This window comes from Leptothrix mechoopdaensis (SeqCode), from assembly GCF_053893855.1.
The window spans coordinates 4737964-4753505 of record NZ_CM132699.1 but is presented as its reverse complement, the minus strand read 5'-3'; the positions used below and the strand labels follow the sequence as shown (position 1 = coordinate 4753505).

Below are 15542 nucleotides of genomic sequence, written 5' to 3'. Positions count from 1 at the left end.
GTGGGTGAAGCATCGTCCGGACGATGCTGCCACACGCCCCACCCCTCCCCGCCTGACTCACTCCTCGAACGGCAAGCCCACGTAGTTCTCCGCCAGCGAGGTCATCGCGGCGGGCGAGTGGACGAGGTAGTCCAGCTCGGCGGTCTGCATGCGGTGGCCGACGTCGCCGCTGTCGCCGGGGCCGGCGGGGAAACGGTGCATCAGGCTGGTCATCCACCAGCTGAAACGCTCGGCCTTCCAGATGCGGCGCAGGGCCTTGCGGGAGTAGTCGTCGAGGCCCGCATCGGACTTGTCGGCGTAGTGCTCGATCAGCGCGCGGCTGAGGTAGCGCACGTCGGCCGCCGCGAGGTTCAGGCCCTTGGCGCCCGTCGGCGGGACGATGTGGGCCGCGTCGCCGCACAGGAACAGGCGGCCGAAGCGCATCGGCTCGGCGACGAAGCTGCGCAGCGGGGCGATGCTCTTCTCGAACGACGGGCCGGTGGGCAGGCGCTCGGCGGTCTGCGGGTCCAGGCGCGACTTCAGCTCGGCCCAGAAGCGCTCGTCGCTCCAGTCCTCGACCTTGTCCTGCAGCGAACACTGCACGTACAGCCGCACCCGCGAGGCGCTGCGCATGCTGCACAGCGCGAAGCCGCGCGCGTGGTTGGCGTAGATCAGCTCATCGGAGACCGGCGGCACGTCGGCCAGGATGCCGAGCCAGCCGAACGGGTAGACGCGCTCGAACTGGCGGATCGCGCCGACCGGCACGCTGGCGCGCGAGACGCCGTGGAAGCCGTCGCAGCCGGCGATGTGGTCGCAGGCCAGCGTGTGTTCGACACCGTCCTTGCGATAGGTGACCGTCGGCGACGTGCCGTCGAAGCCGTGCAGCGCGACGTCCTCGGCCTCGTAGACGATCGGCGCGCCGTGGGCCTGGCGGGCGTCCATCAGGTCGCGCGTGACCTCGGTCTGGCCGTAGACCATCACCGACTTGCCGCCGGTCAGCGCCGACAGGTCGATGCGGTGGCGCTGGCCCGAGAACATCAGCTCGATGCCGTGGTGGACCAGGCCCTCGCGGTGCATGCGCTCGCCGACGCCGGCCTCGTCGAGCAGGTCGACGCAGACCTGTTCGAGCACGCCCGCCCGGACCCGGCCGAGCACGTAGTCGGCGCTGCGCTGTTCCAGGATCACGTTGTCGATGCCGGCCTTGTGCAGCAGCTGGCCGAGCAGCAGGCCGGACGGTCCGGCGCCGATGATGGCGACCTGGGTGCGCGTGGGGATGGGGGTCGGCTGGGTCATGGGTCGTGTCTCCGTCGGGTTCTGGGGGTCACAGGAACTGCCGCAGGTGCGCCTGCACCTCCAGCAGCATGGGCAGGCAGCGGTCGAGCAGCTCGGCGGTGCTCATGCGCCCGGCGTGGGCGCTGACGTTGATCGCGGCGACGACCTCGCCGCGAAAGTTGCGCAGCGGCACCGACAGCGTGCGCAGGCCGGGTTCGAGTTCCTGGTCGACCAGCGCATAGCCGCGCACGCGCACCCGCTCGACCTCCAGCCGCAGCCGGTCGCGCTGGGTGAGGGTCTGCGGCGTCAGCGGCAGCATGGACTGGCGGGCGATGAAGGCGTCCAGCGCCTCGTTGGGCAGCGCCGCCAGCAGCACACGGCCGTTGGCGGTGCACCAGGCCGGCACGCGGGTGCCCGGCTGCAGGGTGGCCGAGACGACCCGCCCGGCGGTCGCCGCCGCGACGCTGATGACGTCGTCGCCGTCCAGCACGCCGGCCGAGCTGGCCTCCTGCAGCGCCAGCGCCATGCGGGTCAGCTGCGGCTGCAGCAGGCGTGGCAGGCGGGCCGAATGCATGTAGGACTGGCCGAAGCGCAGCACCTTGGCGGTCAGCTCGAACTGGCGGCCCTGCTGGTGGACATAGCCCAGCTGCGTCAGCGTGATCAGGTGGCGGCGCGCGGCGGCGCGGGTCAGGCCGGCACGCTGGGCGACCTCGCTGATCGACAGCCGCGGGCGGTCCTGGTCGAAGGCCTCGATGACCAGCAGACCGCTGGCCAGTGCGGCGACGAAGTCGCGCGGCGAGGCGGCGGGCGTCGTCTCGTCGGGGGGCGTCGGCGGAGCGGGCTTCGGGTCGTCGGGCATGTCACGCGGCTTGAACCTGGCACAACCTGCGTCAGGTCAAGGAAGCGTAGCGCCGGGGTCGCCCGGACCCACGATTTGTTCGCTGTGCGCACACCTGTCGGGGCGCCATGCGCCCGGAGCGTCAGGCCGGCGAGGTGTCGCCCAGCGCCTGCGGTCGGCCGAACAGGTAGCCCTGGAACGCGTCGCAGCCGATGGCGGCGACCCGCTCGAACTGGCTGCGGGTCTCGACGCCCTCGGCGACCACGCGCAGCCCCAGCGTGCCGGCGAGCTGGACGATGGTGCGGGCGATGGCCTCGTCGTGGCCGTCGGCGTCGATGTCGCGGATGAAGGAGCGGTCGATCTTGACGGCGGTCAGCGGCAGGCGCTGCAGGTAGCTGAGCGACGAATAGCCGGTGCCGAAGTCATCGAGTGCCAGTCCGATGCCCATCGCGCGCAGCGCCTGCAGCTTGCGGATCACGTCGTCGACGTCGTGCTGCAGCACCGATTCGGTCAGCTCCAGCGTCAGCCGGCTGGCCGGCGCGCCACTGCGCCGCAGCACGGCGGCGATGCGCTCGACGATCTCCGGATGGCGCAGCTGCACCGCGCTGACGTTGACCGACAGCGTCTGGTGCGCCCGGTCGGGCATGCCCTGCCAGGCGACCAATTGGCTGCAAGCCTGTTCCAGCACCCACAGGCCGATCTCGTCGATCAGGCCGGTGGCCTCGGCCAGGTCGATGAACTCGCCGGGCGGCAGCAGCCCGAGCTGCGGGTGCTGCCAGCGCACCAGCGCCTCGTGGCCGATGCAGCGGCCGGCCCGGTCGACCAGCGGCTGGACATGCAGGCGCAGCTGCCCTTCGGGTACGGCGCGGCGCAGGTCGAGGCCGCGGGCGATGCGCTTGGCCAGGCTTTCTTCCAGCGCCGGCGTGAACAGGCGCAGCGTGTCGCGGCCGGCCGACTTGGCCTCGTACATCGCGATGTCGGCCTGCTGGATCGCCCGGTCGAAGCTGGCCTGCACGCCCGGCAGCAGCACGACGCCCATGCTGGCCGTCGCACGGTGGCGCGCCAGCGCACCGGTCAGCGGCTCGGCCAGCTGGCGCAGCAGGCCGGCGCCGATCGCGGAGGCGCGGCTGGCGGCCTCGGCATCGCCGCGTACATCCGCGCCCAGGTCGACCAGCACGATGAACTCGTCGCCGCCCAGCCGGCCGGCGATCATGCCCTCGGCGCCGATCTCGAGGCGCCGCGCCCATTGCCGCAGCAGCTCGTCGCCGACGTCGTGGCCGCGCGTGTCGTTGAGTTCCTTGAACAGGTCGACGTCGAGCAGCAGCAGGGCGCCCCGCCGACCTTCCCGCAGCAGGCGGGCACACAGCGCGTCGAAGCTGCGCTGGATGTGCAGCCGGTTCGGCAGGCCGGTCAGGGTGTCGTGCAGCGACAGGTGGGCGATGCGCGCCTCGTCGAGCTTGCGCTGGGTGATGTCGCGGCAGACGATGTAGGCGCGCTCGGGCTGGCCGTCCTCGCGGTAGACGAAGCGGGTCGAGTCCTCGCGCCAGAAGTAGTGGCCACGGCGGTGGCGGACCCGGTAGCAGTAGACCTGGTGCGGCAGGCGGCGCTCCAGCGCGTTGCGGACGGCTTCCGCGACGATCGCGCGGTCGTCCGGGTGGACCCGCTCGAACATCGCCGCCTCGCTGCGCCCGCCGGGCGCCAGTTCGGGGTCGTCGCCCATCATCCGGGCGTAGGACGGCGAGATGTAGCGGATCGCGCCGCCCTCGAAGATCGCCAGCCCGTCGGTGGTGTTCTCGGCCAGCAGCCGGAAGGTCTCCTCGCTGCGCTGCAGGGCCGCGCGGGTCTCGTGTTCCAGGACGCCCAGCAGGCGCGCCTCCAGCGCATGCACGACCGCCCGCGCCAGGCTGCGCAGGACATCGAGCCCGGCGGCATCGAGCTCGCGCGGCTCGCGGTCGATGACACACAGCGCACCGGCACACGAGCCGTCGGCCAGCCACAGCGGCGCGCCGGCATAGAAACGGATGTGCGGCTCGCCGGTCACCAGCGGGTTGTCGGCGAAACGCGGGTCATGCCGCGCGTCGGTCACCACCAGCGGCTCGCCGCTGGCCACCACATGGCCGCAGAAGGCGATCTCGCGAGCGGTCTCGCGCAGCGTGCCGGTGACGCCCCGGCTGGCCTTGAACCACTGCCGGTCGGCGTCGATCAGGCTGACCATCGAGACCGGCATCCGCAAGGCGGTGGCGGCCGCCTCGACCAGCGCATCAAAGGCAGGCTCCGGGCTCGTGTCCAGGACGCGCAGGCGGTGCACGGCGGCCAGACGTCGCCATTCATCGACCGGAATCGGCGACACATCCATGTCGATTCCCCTTGTGTAGCCTGCAAGACCTCGCCAGCACATCGGCGAGGAACGGACGGTGACGGGCCATCAGAACAGCACGACAGCCATCTGTCCTGGACAATACAGACTACCTTAGACCTCGGCAATGACGTGGATCAAGCCCGGGCCCACAGCCGCGAATCTGACAGGGGACGGCTGCGGCGGCTTGACGTAGGTCAATCTTGGGCGCCGGTGCCCGAGATCACCGCGCCGCCCAGGCAGACCTCGCCCTGGTACAGCACGACGCTCTGGCCGGGCGTGACGGCCCACTGGTCCTGCGCGAACGTGAGCGACAGGCCGTGGTCGTCGACGGCGGTGACGGCGCACGGCGCGTCTTCCTGCCGGTAGCGTGTCTTGGCGGCCAGGCCGCCGTGGGCGCCCAGGCCGAGCGCGGGCGGCCGGCCCGAGACCCAGCTCGTGTCATCGGCGCTCAGGCGCGGCGCCAGCAGCCACGGGTGGTCGTGGCCCTGGACGACATAGAGCGTGTTGCGCGCCATGTCCTTGCGGGCGACGAACCACGGCTCGTGGTCGCCGCCGCCACGCGGCGCGCGCTTGTCCTTCACGCCACCGATGCCGATGCCCTTGCGCTGGCCCAGCGTGTAGAAGCTCAGGCCGACGTGTTCGCCGAGCGTGCGGCCGCGGTCGTCCTGGATCGGGCCGGGCTGGTGGCTCAGGTAGCGGTTGAGGAACTCGCGGAACGGCCGTTCGCCGATGAAGCAGATGCCGGTCGAGTCCTTCTTGCGCGCGTTCGGCAGGCCGATCTCGGCGGCGATGCGGCGCACCTCGGTCTTGGGCAGTTCGCCGACCGGGAACATGGTCCTGGCCAGCTGCGACTGGTTGAGCCGGTGCAGGAAGTAGCTCTGGTCCTTCAGCGGATCGAGGCCCTTCAGCAGCTGGTGCTGGCCGCTGGCCGGATCGAAGCGCACGCGGGCGTAGTGGCCGGTGGCGATGTGCTCGGCGCCCAGCCGCATGGCGTGGTCGAGGAAGGCCTTGAACTTGATCTCGGCGTTGCACAGCACGTCCGGATTGGGCGTGCGGCCGGCCGAGTATTCGCGCAGGAACTCGGCGAACACGCGGTCCTTGTAGTCGGCGGCGAAGTTGACGTGTTCGATGTCGATGCCGATCACGTCGGCGACCGAGGCCGCATCGAGCCAGTCCTGCCGGGTCGAGCAGTACTCGCTGTCGTCGTCGTCTTCCCAGTTCTTCATGAACAGGCCGACGACCTCGTGGCCCTGCTGCTTGAGCAGCCAGGCGCTGACGGCCGAATCCACGCCGCCGGACAGGCCGACGACGACACGATGTTTCTTGAAGGGCGTTTCCACCGGCCGGATTATCCCGGCCGAGGCCAAGTCCACACCACGCCGGGCCCCTGCCGAAACGGGATAGCCGAGCCCCGGCCGATGGCCGAATCTGTCGCCATGTCCGCTTACCAGCACCGCATCGGCACCTTCAACTGGGTCTTCCGCGACCTGAAGGACGTCATGGCCAAGGCCACGCCGGCCCGCTCCGGCGACGCGCTGGCCGGGCTGGCGGCCGGCAGCGAGGTCGAGCGCATGGCCGCGAAGATGTGCCTGGCCGACCTGCCGCTGCGGCGCTTCCTGGACGAGGCGCTGATCCCCTACGAGGACGACGAGGTCACGCGGCTGATCGTCGACACGCATGACGCCAGCGCGTTCGCACCGGTCGCGCACCTGAGCGTCGGCGCGTTCCGCGACTGGCTGCTGTCGGACGAGGCCGACGAGGCCGCGCTGACCGCGCTGCGGCCGGGCCTGACGCCGGAGATGGTCGCCGCCGTCAGCAAGCTGATGCGGGTGCAGGACCTGATGCTGGTGGCGCGCAAGTGCCGCGTCATCACGCGCTTCCGCGACACGATCGGCCTGCCCGGCCATCTGGCGGTGCGCCTGCAGCCGAACCACCCGACCGACTCGGCGGCCGGCATCGCCGCGTCGGTGCTCGACGGGCTGCTGTACGGCGCGGGCGACGCGGTCATCGGCATCAACCCGGCGAGCGACAACCTGGCGCTGCTGACCGACCTGGTCAAGCTGCTCGACGAGGTCATCCAGACCTGGGCCGTGCCGACGCAGAGCTGCGTGCTGACCCACGTGACGCAGACGCTGCGGATGATCGAGGCCGGTGCGCCGGTCGACCTGGTGTTCCAGTCCATCGCCGGCACCGAGGCGACCAACCGCAGCTTCGGCATCGACCTGGCGATGCTGCGCGAGGCCCGCGAGGCCGCGCTGTCGCTGCATCGCGGCACGCTCGGCGACAACGTCATGTACTTCGAGACCGGCCAGGGCAGCGCGCTGTCGGCCGGCGCGCACCACGGTGTCGACCAGCAGACCTGCGAGGCGCGGGCCTATGCGGTGGCGCGCGCGTTCTCGCCGCTGCTGACCAACACGGTGGTCGGCTTCATCGGGCCGGAATACCTGCACGACGGCAAGCAGATCATCCGCGCCGGCCTGGAGGACCACTTCTGCGGCAAGCTGCTGGGCGTGCCGCTGGGCTGCGACGTCTGCTACACGAACCACGCCGAAGCCGATTCCGACGACATGGACGCGCTGATGACGCTGCTCGGCGCGGCCGGTCTGAGCTTCATCATGGGCATCCCGGGCGCGGACGACGTGATGCTGAACTACCAGAGCACCTCCTTCCACGACGCGCTGGTGCTGCGCCGGCTGCTCGGCCTGAAGCGTGCGCCCGAGTTCGAGGCCTGGCTGGCCTCGATGGGGATTGCCGATGAACACGGGCAGATCCGCCCGATCGCCGCCGACCACCGGCTGCTGCAGGCCGGCGTCGCGCCGCTGCGGCGGCTGGCCTGAAGGAGCTGCGACATGACGAGCCCTATCCACCTGCGCCCCGACCCCTGGGCCACGCTGCGGCGCCACACGCCGGCCCGCATCGCGCTGGGCCGCAGCGGCGTCAGCCTGCCGACGTCCGAGCTGCTGGCCTTCGGGCTGGCCCATGCGCAGGCCCGCGATGCCGTGCATCTGGCGCTCGATGCCGAGGCCTTCCGCGAGGCCTTGCAAGCCGAAGGCCTGCAGACGCTGTGCAGCGCCAGCGCGGCACCGGACCGCGCCACCTACCTGCTGCGCCCGGACCTGGGCCGGCGCCTGCCGGAGGCCGAATCGGCCCGGCTGCGCGCGCTGGCCGCCTCGACGACGCTGTCGCCACGCCTGCTGGTGGTCGTCGCCGACGGCCTGTCGTCGCTGGCGGTCGCGCGCCAGGCCCTGCCGCTGCTGCGGGCCTTGCGGGCGATGACGCCGCCGGGCTGGACGGCACCGGGCAGCGATGGCGCGCCGGTCGTCGTCGCGACGCAGGCCCGTGTCGCGCTGGGCGACGACATCGGCGAGGCCCTCGGCGCCGCGCAGGTGCTGGTGCTGATCGGCGAACGGCCGGGCCTCAGTTCGCCCGACAGCCTGGGCGCCTACCTGACCGCCGCGCCGCGCCGGGGCCGGAATGACGCGCAGCGCAACTGCATCAGCAACATCCGCCCCGAAGGCCTGGGCGACGAACGCGCCGCCCACAAGATCTGGTGGCACGTGCTGCAGGCCGAATCGCTGCAGGCGACCGGCGTGGCGCTGAAGGACCTGAGCGATCAGGTCGCGCTGCCGGGCCTGCCCTTGCTGGCGGGCTGAAACGCCCGACGGCCCGTAGGCCCGAGCGCGTTCAGGCCGCCACGAGGTGGCGCGGCTCGCCGCGTTCGAAGGCCTCGATGTTGTCGATCAGCTGGTCGGCCAGCGACTGCATCGCCTCGTCGCTGGCCCAGGCCACATGCGGCGTCAGGATGAAGTCGGGCCGGTCCAGCAACCGCATGAAGGGGTGATCGGCCGGCGGCGGCTCGGTGCTGGTCACGTCGAAGGCGGCACCGGCGATCTGGCCGGCTGCCAGCGCGGGGCCGACCGCCGCCTCGTCGACCAGGCCGCCACGGGCCGTGTTGATCAGCAGCGGGCGGCGCGCCATCGCCGCGAACTCGGCCACGCCGATCATGTGGCGGGTCTGCGGCCGCAACGGGCAATGCAGCGTCAGCACGTCGGACTCGGCCAGCACCTGCTCGAACGGCGTGTAGAGCGCGCCCTGCCCCTGCCGGCCCTTGAAGGCCGACATGCGCACGCGCATGCCGAGCGCGCGGCCGATGTCGGCAACGGCCCGGCCCAGCACGCCATCGCCGATGACACCGAGCGTCGAGCCGGCCAGGTCGCGGATCGGATGGTCGAAGAAGCAGAACTGGCCGGCCTCCTGCCAGCGCCCGCGACGCACGGCATCCCGGTAGGCGGTGATGCTGCGGCGCAGGGCGAAGATCAGCGCGAAGGTGTGTTCGGGCACCGTGTGGACGGCGTACTCGCGCACGTTGCAGACCGCGATGCCACGCGCCTGACAGGCCGCCAGGTCGACGAGGTCGGTGCCGGTCGCCGCCACCGCGATCAGGCGCAGCCGGGGCGCGGCATCGAGCGTGGCGGCGTCCAGCGCCACCTTGTTGGTGACGACGATCTCGGCATCGGCGATGCGCGCGGCGCGCTGCTGCGGCGAGGTCCGCTCGTGCAGCACCCACTGGTGCGCGAAGGCGGGGTCGCGCAGCCGCGTCGCCGGCGACAGCGTGGCGCGGTCGAGAAAGACGATCCTCATGTCGATGGGCTGCTCAGAGGGGCGCTCAGTCGGCCGTGATCCTGGCGGCCTTGATCACGCGGCCCCAGTCGTCCAGCTCCTTGCGGGTGAACTCGCCGAGCTGCGCCGGCGTCATCTGCTCGATCGACGTGCCCGCGTCCTCGGCCTTCTTGCGGGTCTCGGGCGACGACAGGATCTTGCCGATCTCGGTGTTGAGCAGCGCGACGACCTCCGGCGGCGTGCCGGCCGGTGCGTAGAGCGCGAACCACGAGTCCAGCGTGAAGCCGGTCAGACCGGCCTCGACGGCGGTCGGGACCTGCGGCAAGGCCGACAGCCGCGTGTTGCTGCTGACGGCCAGCGCCTTGAGCTTGCCGGCCTTGACGTGGCTGACGACCGATGCCGGCGTGGTGATGTGCAGGTCGACCTGGCCGCCCAGCAGGTCCTGCACGGCCGGGCCCGATCCGCGATAGGGGATGTGGGTGATGGCGGTGCCGGTGCGCTGCTTGAACAGCTCGCCGGCGATGTGCTGGATCGAGCCGTTGCCGGACGAGGCGTAGTTCAGCTTGCCCGGGTTGGCCTTGGCATGCGCCACCAGCTCGGCCAGCGTGTTGGCCGGCACGTTGGCGCTGGTGACGACGACCTGCGGCGCGCGGGTCAGCATGGCCACCGGCGCGAAGTCCTTGATCGGGTCCCAGCCGGCCTTGGCGAACAGGTGCGGGTTGGCGACCTGGTAGCCGCTGTAGGCGACCAGCAGCGTGTAGCCATCGGCCTTGGCGCGGGCCACGAACTGGTTGCCGATGTTCCCCGAGCCGCCCGGCTTGTTGTCGACCACGACCGGCTGGCCGAGCGCGCGCTGCAGCGCGTCGGCGATCAGCCGCGCGGTGAAGTCGGTGGTGCCGCCCGGTGCCGTCGGCACGACCAGCGTGACGGGCCGGTCGGGGTACCTGCCATCGGCCCAGGCCGGGGCCGGGCCCGTCATCGCGGCCAGGGTGGCGGCGGTCATGCAGGCCAGTGCGAGGCGTCGGTTCATCGTGGTCTCCTGGGATCTTGTGGGTCTTGTGGGTCGTGTGTGCAGGCCGGGGCTTGCCCGACCCGGGCTCAGAGCGGCTCGGACAGCTCGATCAGGTTGTGGTCCGGATCACGGACATAGACCGAGCGGATCGGCCCGGTCGCGCCGGTCCGCTTCACCGGCCCCTCGACGATCGGCCAGTGCTGTTGCGCGAGCCGTTCGATGACGGCATCGAGCGGGATCGCCGCGATGAAGCACAGGTCCAGCGCACCGGGCACCGGCAGGTGCGCCTTGGGCTCGAACTCGGCGCCCTGCACGTGCAGGTTGATCTTCTGGTGGCCGAAGGCGAAGGCCCGCCGTTCGACCGGCGGGGTGCCGCCGATGAAGACGTCCAGCCGCATGCCCAGCACGCGCGTGTAGAAGTCGATGCAGGCATCCGGACGCGAGGTGGTCAGGACGAGGTGGTCGAGGTGGTCGATCATGGCGAGCGGTCCTTCAGTTCATCGAGGCGGTCGGGGCGGGATGCAGGTCGTGGATCAGGCCCGCCTTGATCAGCTGGCCCGGCACCTCGTGCCCGACGATGGTGGGCAGCTGGCGGGCGATGGCCAGCAGGCGGGTCATGTCGATGCCGGTGTCGTGGCCCATGACCTGCAGCATGTGGATGGCGTCCTCGCTGCAGATGTTCCCGCTCGCCCCGGGCGCATACGGGCAGCCGCCGAGCCCGCCGAGCGAGCCGTCGAAGCGGTCGATGCCGACCTGCGTGGCCGCCAGCACATTGGCCAGGCCCATGCCGCGGGTGTCGTGGAAATGCAGGGTCAGCTGCAGGTCGACGAAGCGTTCGCGCAGGGCCCGGCACAGGCGCTGCACCTGGGCCGGATGCGCCATGCCGGTGGTGTCGCAGATCGTCAGGCCGCGCACGCCCAGCGTGGCGAACCGGTCGGCCCAGCGCAGCACCTCGGAGGCAGGCACCTCGCCTTCCATCGGACAGCCGAAACAGGTCGACAGCGAAACGTTGACCGGCACACGGCCCGCAGCCATCGCGATGACGTCGGCCAGCCCGGCAAAGCTCTTCTCGCGCGACATGCGCAGGTTGGTCAGGTTGTGCGTCTCGGAGGTCGACATCACGAGGTTGAGCTCGTTGGCGTAGGCCTCCAGCGCCCGCTCGGCACCGCGCGCGTTGGGCACCAGCACGGTGTATTCGACGCCGGGCATGCGGCGGATGCGGCCCATCACCTCCTCGGCGTCACGCAGCATCGGGATCGCCCGGGCCGAGGTGAACGAGGTGACCTCGATCTTGGCGTAGCCGCACTGGCTGAGCGCGTCGATCAGGGCAACCTTGTGATCGGTCGACACGAAGGCGGGTTCGTTCTGGAAGCCGTCACGCGTGACGACCTCGTTGAAGTGGATGCGCGACATGGCGGGGTTCCTCGCAGGGCTCATTGCACGATCCCGCGGGCCCGCAGGCCCCGGATCTGTTCGTCGCTCAGGCCCATCCCGGCCAGCACCGCATCGGTGTCCTGCCCGAGGGCCGGCGCGTTGCGGCGGTGACGGCCGGGCGTGGCCGACAGCTTGGGCACGATGCCCGGCACCTGCAGCGTGCTGCCGTCGTCCAGCTCGATCGCATCGAGCATCCCGCGTGCGGCGTAGTGCGGATCGGCGGCGATGTCGGCGATGGTGCAGATGCGGCCGGCCGGCACGGCGGCGCCTTCCAGCGCGGCGAGCACCGCGTCGACCGTGTGGCGCGCGGTCCAGTCGCCGATGACCCGGTCGAGTTCCTCGACCCGGGCGACGCGGCCGGCGTTGTCGGCCAGCCCGGGATCGGCGGCAAGGTCGTCGCGGCCGATCAGCGTCATCAGCCGCCGGAAGATGCTGTCGCCGTTGCCGGCGATCAGCGCGTAGCCGCCGTCCTGGCAGCGGTAGGCATTGGTCGGCGCGATGCCCGGCAGGGCGCTGCCGGCGGGGCCACGCACCGCGCCGAAGGCGCTGTACTCGGGCAGCAGGCTCTCCATGCAGTTGAAGACGGCCTCGTACAGGGCCACGTCGATGACCTGGCCGCGGCCGCTGGCGTGGCGGTGCTGCAGGGCCAGCAGGATGCCGATCGTGCCGTGCAACGCGGCCAGCGTGTCGCCGATGCTGACGCCGACCCGCACGGGCACGCGGCCGGGTTCGGCGCTCAGGTGGCGCAGGCCGCCCATCGCCTCGGCGACGACACCGAAGCCGGGCCGGTTGCGGTAGGGCCCGGTCTGGCCGTAGCCGCTGATGCGCAGCACGATCAGGCGCGGGTTCAGTTCGAGCAGCGCATCCGGCGACAGGCCCCAGCCTTCCATCGCGCCGGGGCGGAAGTTCTCGATCAGCACGTCGGCCTCGGCCGCCAGCTGGCGCACGACGGCCTGGCCTTCGGGCTCGCGCAGATCGAGCGCGATCGAGCGCTTGTTGCGCGACTGGACCTGCCACCACACGGAGGTGCCGTCCTTGAGCAGGCGCCACTTGCGCAGCGGGTCGCCGACCTGCGGGGCCTCGACCTTGATGACCTCGGCGCCGAAGTCGGCCAGGGTCTTGGCGGCAAACGGGCCGGCGATCAGCTGGCCGAGTTCGAGCACCTTCAGGCCGGCCAGCGCGGCGGGCGTGGAGGTCTCGGGAGCGGATGGGGCGGAAGGCATGGCGCCAGTGTCTGGCTGCCCACCCCGGCCGGTCTATTTGAAAGTCGCGTTCCCAGCCTTAGCGTTCTGCGAAGGCTGACGCAGGAAATCCCGCAGCTCGACGCTGGCCGCATCGGCGTCGGCGCGGATCGCGATCTTCAGTTGCCGGTGCGCCCAGGCGTCGGCCAGCGGGCGGCTGACGAGGCGCAGCGACTTGAGGATCGGACGCGCCGCCACCTTCGGCAACGCGGCGATGCCGAGCCCGGAGGCGACCATGTGGCCGACCGCGTCGAAGCTGCGCACCTGCATGCGCAGCCGGAACGGCCGCCCGGCCGCCAGCGCGGCCTGCTGCTGGGCCTGCAGCAGCGCGGCGCCGGCGTTCAGGCTGATCCACGGCTCGTCGAGCGTGTCGGCAAAGGCCAGCGGCTGACGCCCGGCCAGCCGGTGCCCGGCCGGCAGCACCAGCACCAGCTCGTCGGTGCGGAAGTCGTGGACATCGAGGTCGCGCACGTCCGGTCCCTCGACGAACACGCCGACATCGGCCCGGCCCTCGCGCAGCGCCGCGACCACGGTCTCGGAGACCTGCTCTTCCACGTCGACCCGGACCTCGGGCCGCAGCAGCGCGTGTTCGGCCAGCAGCGGCGGCAGGAACTGCGTGATCGCGGCCGAGCTGGCGCACAGCCGGACATGGCGCACGACGCCCTGCTGCGCGTCGGCCAGTTCCTCGGCCAGGCGGTCGAGTTCCTGCAGCAGCGACATGCCGCGCTTGAGGAAGACCCGCCCGCAGGCGGTCGGCTTCAGGCCGCGCGAGTGGCGCTCGAACAAGGCGACGCCGAGCGCCCGCTCCAGGTCGCGCAAGCGCCGGCTGGCGGCCGGCAGCACGAGGTTGCAGTCGCGCGCGGCGGCCGTCAGGTTGCCGGTCAGGGCGCAGCCCACGGCCAGCCGGATCGACACGAAGTCGAAGCGGGCGAGGTTGTAGGGCGAGGTGCTCACGGGTCGAGCGCCGCGTCGGGATCGGCGACGGGGGACGAAGCTGCGGGCCGCTTGATCTCCGGTGCCAGCAGCGACGGATCGATCACGACGAGGTCGAGCGGATGGCCGCGGCCGGCGGCGTGGTCCTCGATGCAGCGCAGCACCAGCGGGCTGCGGTGGCACGCGGCGCTGGCGCGGACTTCGGCCAGCGTCAGCCAGACGCGCCGCACGATGCCGTCGTCGAGCGACCGGGCCGGGTCGGGTTCGCCGACATGGCCGCTGTAGGCCAGGCGCACGTAGGTGACGTCCTCGCCCGCGTCCGGCCGGACGAAGCGGGCCATGTAGAGCCCCAGGAAGGCCGTCGGCACGAAGGCGCAGGCGGTCTCTTCGAGGGTCTCGCGGATCACGCCCTGCTCGGGCGTCTCGCCCGGATCGAGGTGGCCGGCGGGGTTGTTCAGCCGCAGCCCTTCGGGCGTGCGTTCCTCGATCAGCAGGTAGCGGCCGTCGTGCTCGACGATGGCCGCGACGGTGACATTCGGCTTCCAGCGCAGGTCGGTCATGGCGCGATGCTAGGCCGGCGCCAGCGTCGCCGGATCGCACAGCGTCGCGAAACGGCACGCTCCGCCGTACCGCCCGTGAAACAACAGCCACGCGTCTCTACCCGGGTACGGCCGAAGGTCGAACGTGTGTATGCTCCCCGCCGCATGACGAGGAGGATCTGACATGTTGGTGGGGGTACCCCGTGAGACAGCCGCCGGCGAGACCCGCGTGGCGGTGACGCCGGAAACGGCCAAGAAACTGAAGGCGCAAGGCCACGTGATCCGCGTCCAGAGCGGTGCCGGCCTCGCGGCCAGCGCCACCGATGCGGCCTACGAGGCGGCCGGTGCCGAGATCACCGATGCGGCCGGCGCGCTGGGCGCCGACCTCGTGCTGAAGGTGCGCGCACCGTCGGCCGAGGAGCTGACGCAGGTGAAACGCGGCGCGGCGCTGGTCGGCATGCTCGACCCGTTCGACCGTGCCGGCCTGGAGCGCATCGCAGCCGCCGGCCTGACCGGCTTCGCGCTGGAAGCCGCGCCGCGCACGACCCGCGCGCAGAGCATGGACGTGCTGTCCAGCCAGGCCAACATCGCCGGCTACAAGGCCGTGATGATGGCGGCCAACCAGTACCAGAAGTTCTTCCCGATGCTGATGACCGCCGCCGGCACGGTAAAGGCCGCCCGCGTGGTCATCCTGGGCGTCGGCGTCGCCGGCCTGCAGGCCATCGCGACGGCCAAGCGCCTGGGCGCGGTGATCGAGGCCTCGGACGTGCGGCCCTCGGTCAAGGAACAGGTCGAGTCGCTGGGCGCCAAGTTCATCGACGTGCCCTACGAGACCGATGAAGAGCGCGAGGCCGCGGTCGGCGTCGGCGGTTATGCCCGCCCGATGCCGGCGAGCTGGATGGAGCGCCAGAAGGTCGAGGTCGCCAAGCGTGTCGCGCAGGCCGACGTGGTCATCTCGACCGCGCTGATCCCCGGCCGCCCGGCGCCCACGCTGATCACCGAGGACATGGTCAAGGCCATGAAGCCGGGCTCGGTCATCGTCGACATCGCCGCCGGCAAGGGCCCGAACGGTGGCGGCAACTGCCCGCTGACGGTCGCCGGCCAGACCGTGCAGGTGCACGGCGTCAACCTGATCGGCGAGACCAACCTGCCCGCGCTGGTCGCCGCCGATGCGTCGGCCCTGTATGCGCGCAACGTGCTCGACTTCCTCAAGCTCGTGCTGCCCAAGGACGCCGCCGCGATCAACGTGCCGATGGACGACGACATCGTCGCCGCCTGCCTCGTGACCCGTGACGGCAACGTCACCCGGAGCTGA

14 protein-coding genes are annotated in these 15542 nt (G+C 71.5%); 3 read left to right on the top strand and 11 right to left on the bottom strand.

The features are described 5' to 3' along the window. Positions 1 to 57: 57 nt before the first annotated feature. The 4 genes from pobA to mnmA form a co-directional block, all read right to left on the bottom strand. Positions 58 to 1272 carry a 4-hydroxybenzoate 3-monooxygenase gene (gene pobA, locus ACWA7K_RS20770; RefSeq protein WP_456163873.1) on the bottom strand — a complete coding sequence of 405 codons (1215 nt, stop codon included), beginning with the start codon at positions 1270 to 1272 and terminating at the stop codon, positions 58 to 60. A gap of 28 nt (positions 1273 to 1300) precedes the next feature. After that, positions 1301 to 2110: an IclR family transcriptional regulator domain-containing protein gene (locus ACWA7K_RS20765; protein WP_456163871.1), complete on the bottom strand. Its 810-nt coding sequence runs from the start codon at positions 2108 to 2110 to the stop codon at positions 1301 to 1303. Between the two features lie 121 nt (positions 2111 to 2231). Then, positions 2232 to 4445: a putative bifunctional diguanylate cyclase/phosphodiesterase gene (locus ACWA7K_RS20760; protein ID WP_456163869.1), complete on the bottom strand. Its 2214-nt coding sequence runs from the start codon at positions 4443 to 4445 to the stop codon at positions 2232 to 2234. Between the two features lie 197 nt (positions 4446 to 4642). Then, positions 4643 to 5788 (bottom strand): tRNA 2-thiouridine(34) synthase MnmA, encoded by a 1146-nt coding sequence (mnmA, locus tag ACWA7K_RS20755; protein ID WP_456163867.1) that lies wholly within the window; start codon positions 5786 to 5788, stop codon positions 4643 to 4645. Positions 5789 to 5884: 96 nt separating this feature from the next. Here mnmA and ACWA7K_RS20750 point away from each other — a divergent pair, with 96 nt between their 5' ends. Together ACWA7K_RS20750 and eutC are read left to right on the top strand one after the other, a co-directional pair. Continuing rightward, on the top strand, positions 5885 to 7285 hold the full coding sequence (locus ACWA7K_RS20750; protein ID WP_456163865.1) for an ethanolamine ammonia-lyase subunit EutB: 1401 nt from the start codon (positions 5885 to 5887) through the stop codon (positions 7283 to 7285). Positions 7286 to 7297: 12 nt separating this feature from the next. Then, positions 7298 to 8101, top strand: a complete 804-nt coding sequence (gene eutC, locus ACWA7K_RS20745) for an ethanolamine ammonia-lyase subunit EutC (RefSeq protein ID WP_456163863.1) — start codon at positions 7298 to 7300, stop codon at positions 8099 to 8101. 31 nt (positions 8102 to 8132) lie between these two features. Here the strand turns inward: eutC and ACWA7K_RS20740 are convergent, their stop codons facing one another. From ACWA7K_RS20740 to ACWA7K_RS20710, 7 genes are all read right to left on the bottom strand, one after another. Continuing rightward, complete coding sequence (locus ACWA7K_RS20740; protein ID WP_456163861.1) at positions 8133 to 9089, bottom strand: D-2-hydroxyacid dehydrogenase; 957 nt, start codon at positions 9087 to 9089, stop codon at positions 8133 to 8135. Positions 9090 to 9114: 25 nt separating this feature from the next. Next, the gene (locus ACWA7K_RS20735; RefSeq protein ID WP_456163859.1) at positions 9115 to 10098 is read right to left on the bottom strand and encodes a Bug family tripartite tricarboxylate transporter substrate binding protein; all 984 of its coding nucleotides are present in this window, start codon (positions 10096 to 10098) and stop codon (positions 9115 to 9117) included. Between the two features lie 68 nt (positions 10099 to 10166). Continuing rightward, complete coding sequence (locus ACWA7K_RS20730) at positions 10167 to 10559, bottom strand: VOC family protein (RefSeq protein ID WP_456163857.1); 393 nt, start codon at positions 10557 to 10559, stop codon at positions 10167 to 10169. Between the two features lie 13 nt (positions 10560 to 10572). Beyond that, on the bottom strand, positions 10573 to 11493 hold the full coding sequence (locus ACWA7K_RS20725; RefSeq protein ID WP_456163855.1) for a hydroxymethylglutaryl-CoA lyase: 921 nt from the start codon (positions 11491 to 11493) through the stop codon (positions 10573 to 10575). A 20-nt stretch (positions 11494 to 11513) separates the two neighbouring features. Further along, entirely contained in the window at positions 11514 to 12737 is a 1224-nt protein-coding gene (locus ACWA7K_RS20720; protein ID WP_456163853.1) for a CaiB/BaiF CoA transferase family protein, read from the bottom strand. A 33-nt stretch (positions 12738 to 12770) separates the two neighbouring features. Beyond that, the gene (locus ACWA7K_RS20715) at positions 12771 to 13709 is read right to left on the bottom strand and encodes a LysR family transcriptional regulator (protein WP_456163851.1); all 939 of its coding nucleotides are present in this window, start codon (positions 13707 to 13709) and stop codon (positions 12771 to 12773) included. Continuing rightward, on the bottom strand, positions 13706 to 14248 hold the full coding sequence (locus ACWA7K_RS20710; protein WP_456163849.1) for an NUDIX hydrolase: 543 nt from the start codon (positions 14246 to 14248) through the stop codon (positions 13706 to 13708). Before ACWA7K_RS20710 ends, ACWA7K_RS20715 begins: the two co-directional genes overlap by 4 nt. Positions 14249 to 14411: 163 nt before the next feature. Here ACWA7K_RS20710 and ACWA7K_RS20705 point away from each other — a divergent pair, with 163 nt between their 5' ends. Further along, complete coding sequence (locus tag ACWA7K_RS20705) at positions 14412 to 15542, top strand: Re/Si-specific NAD(P)(+) transhydrogenase subunit alpha (RefSeq protein ID WP_456163847.1); 1131 nt, start codon at positions 14412 to 14414, stop codon at positions 15540 to 15542.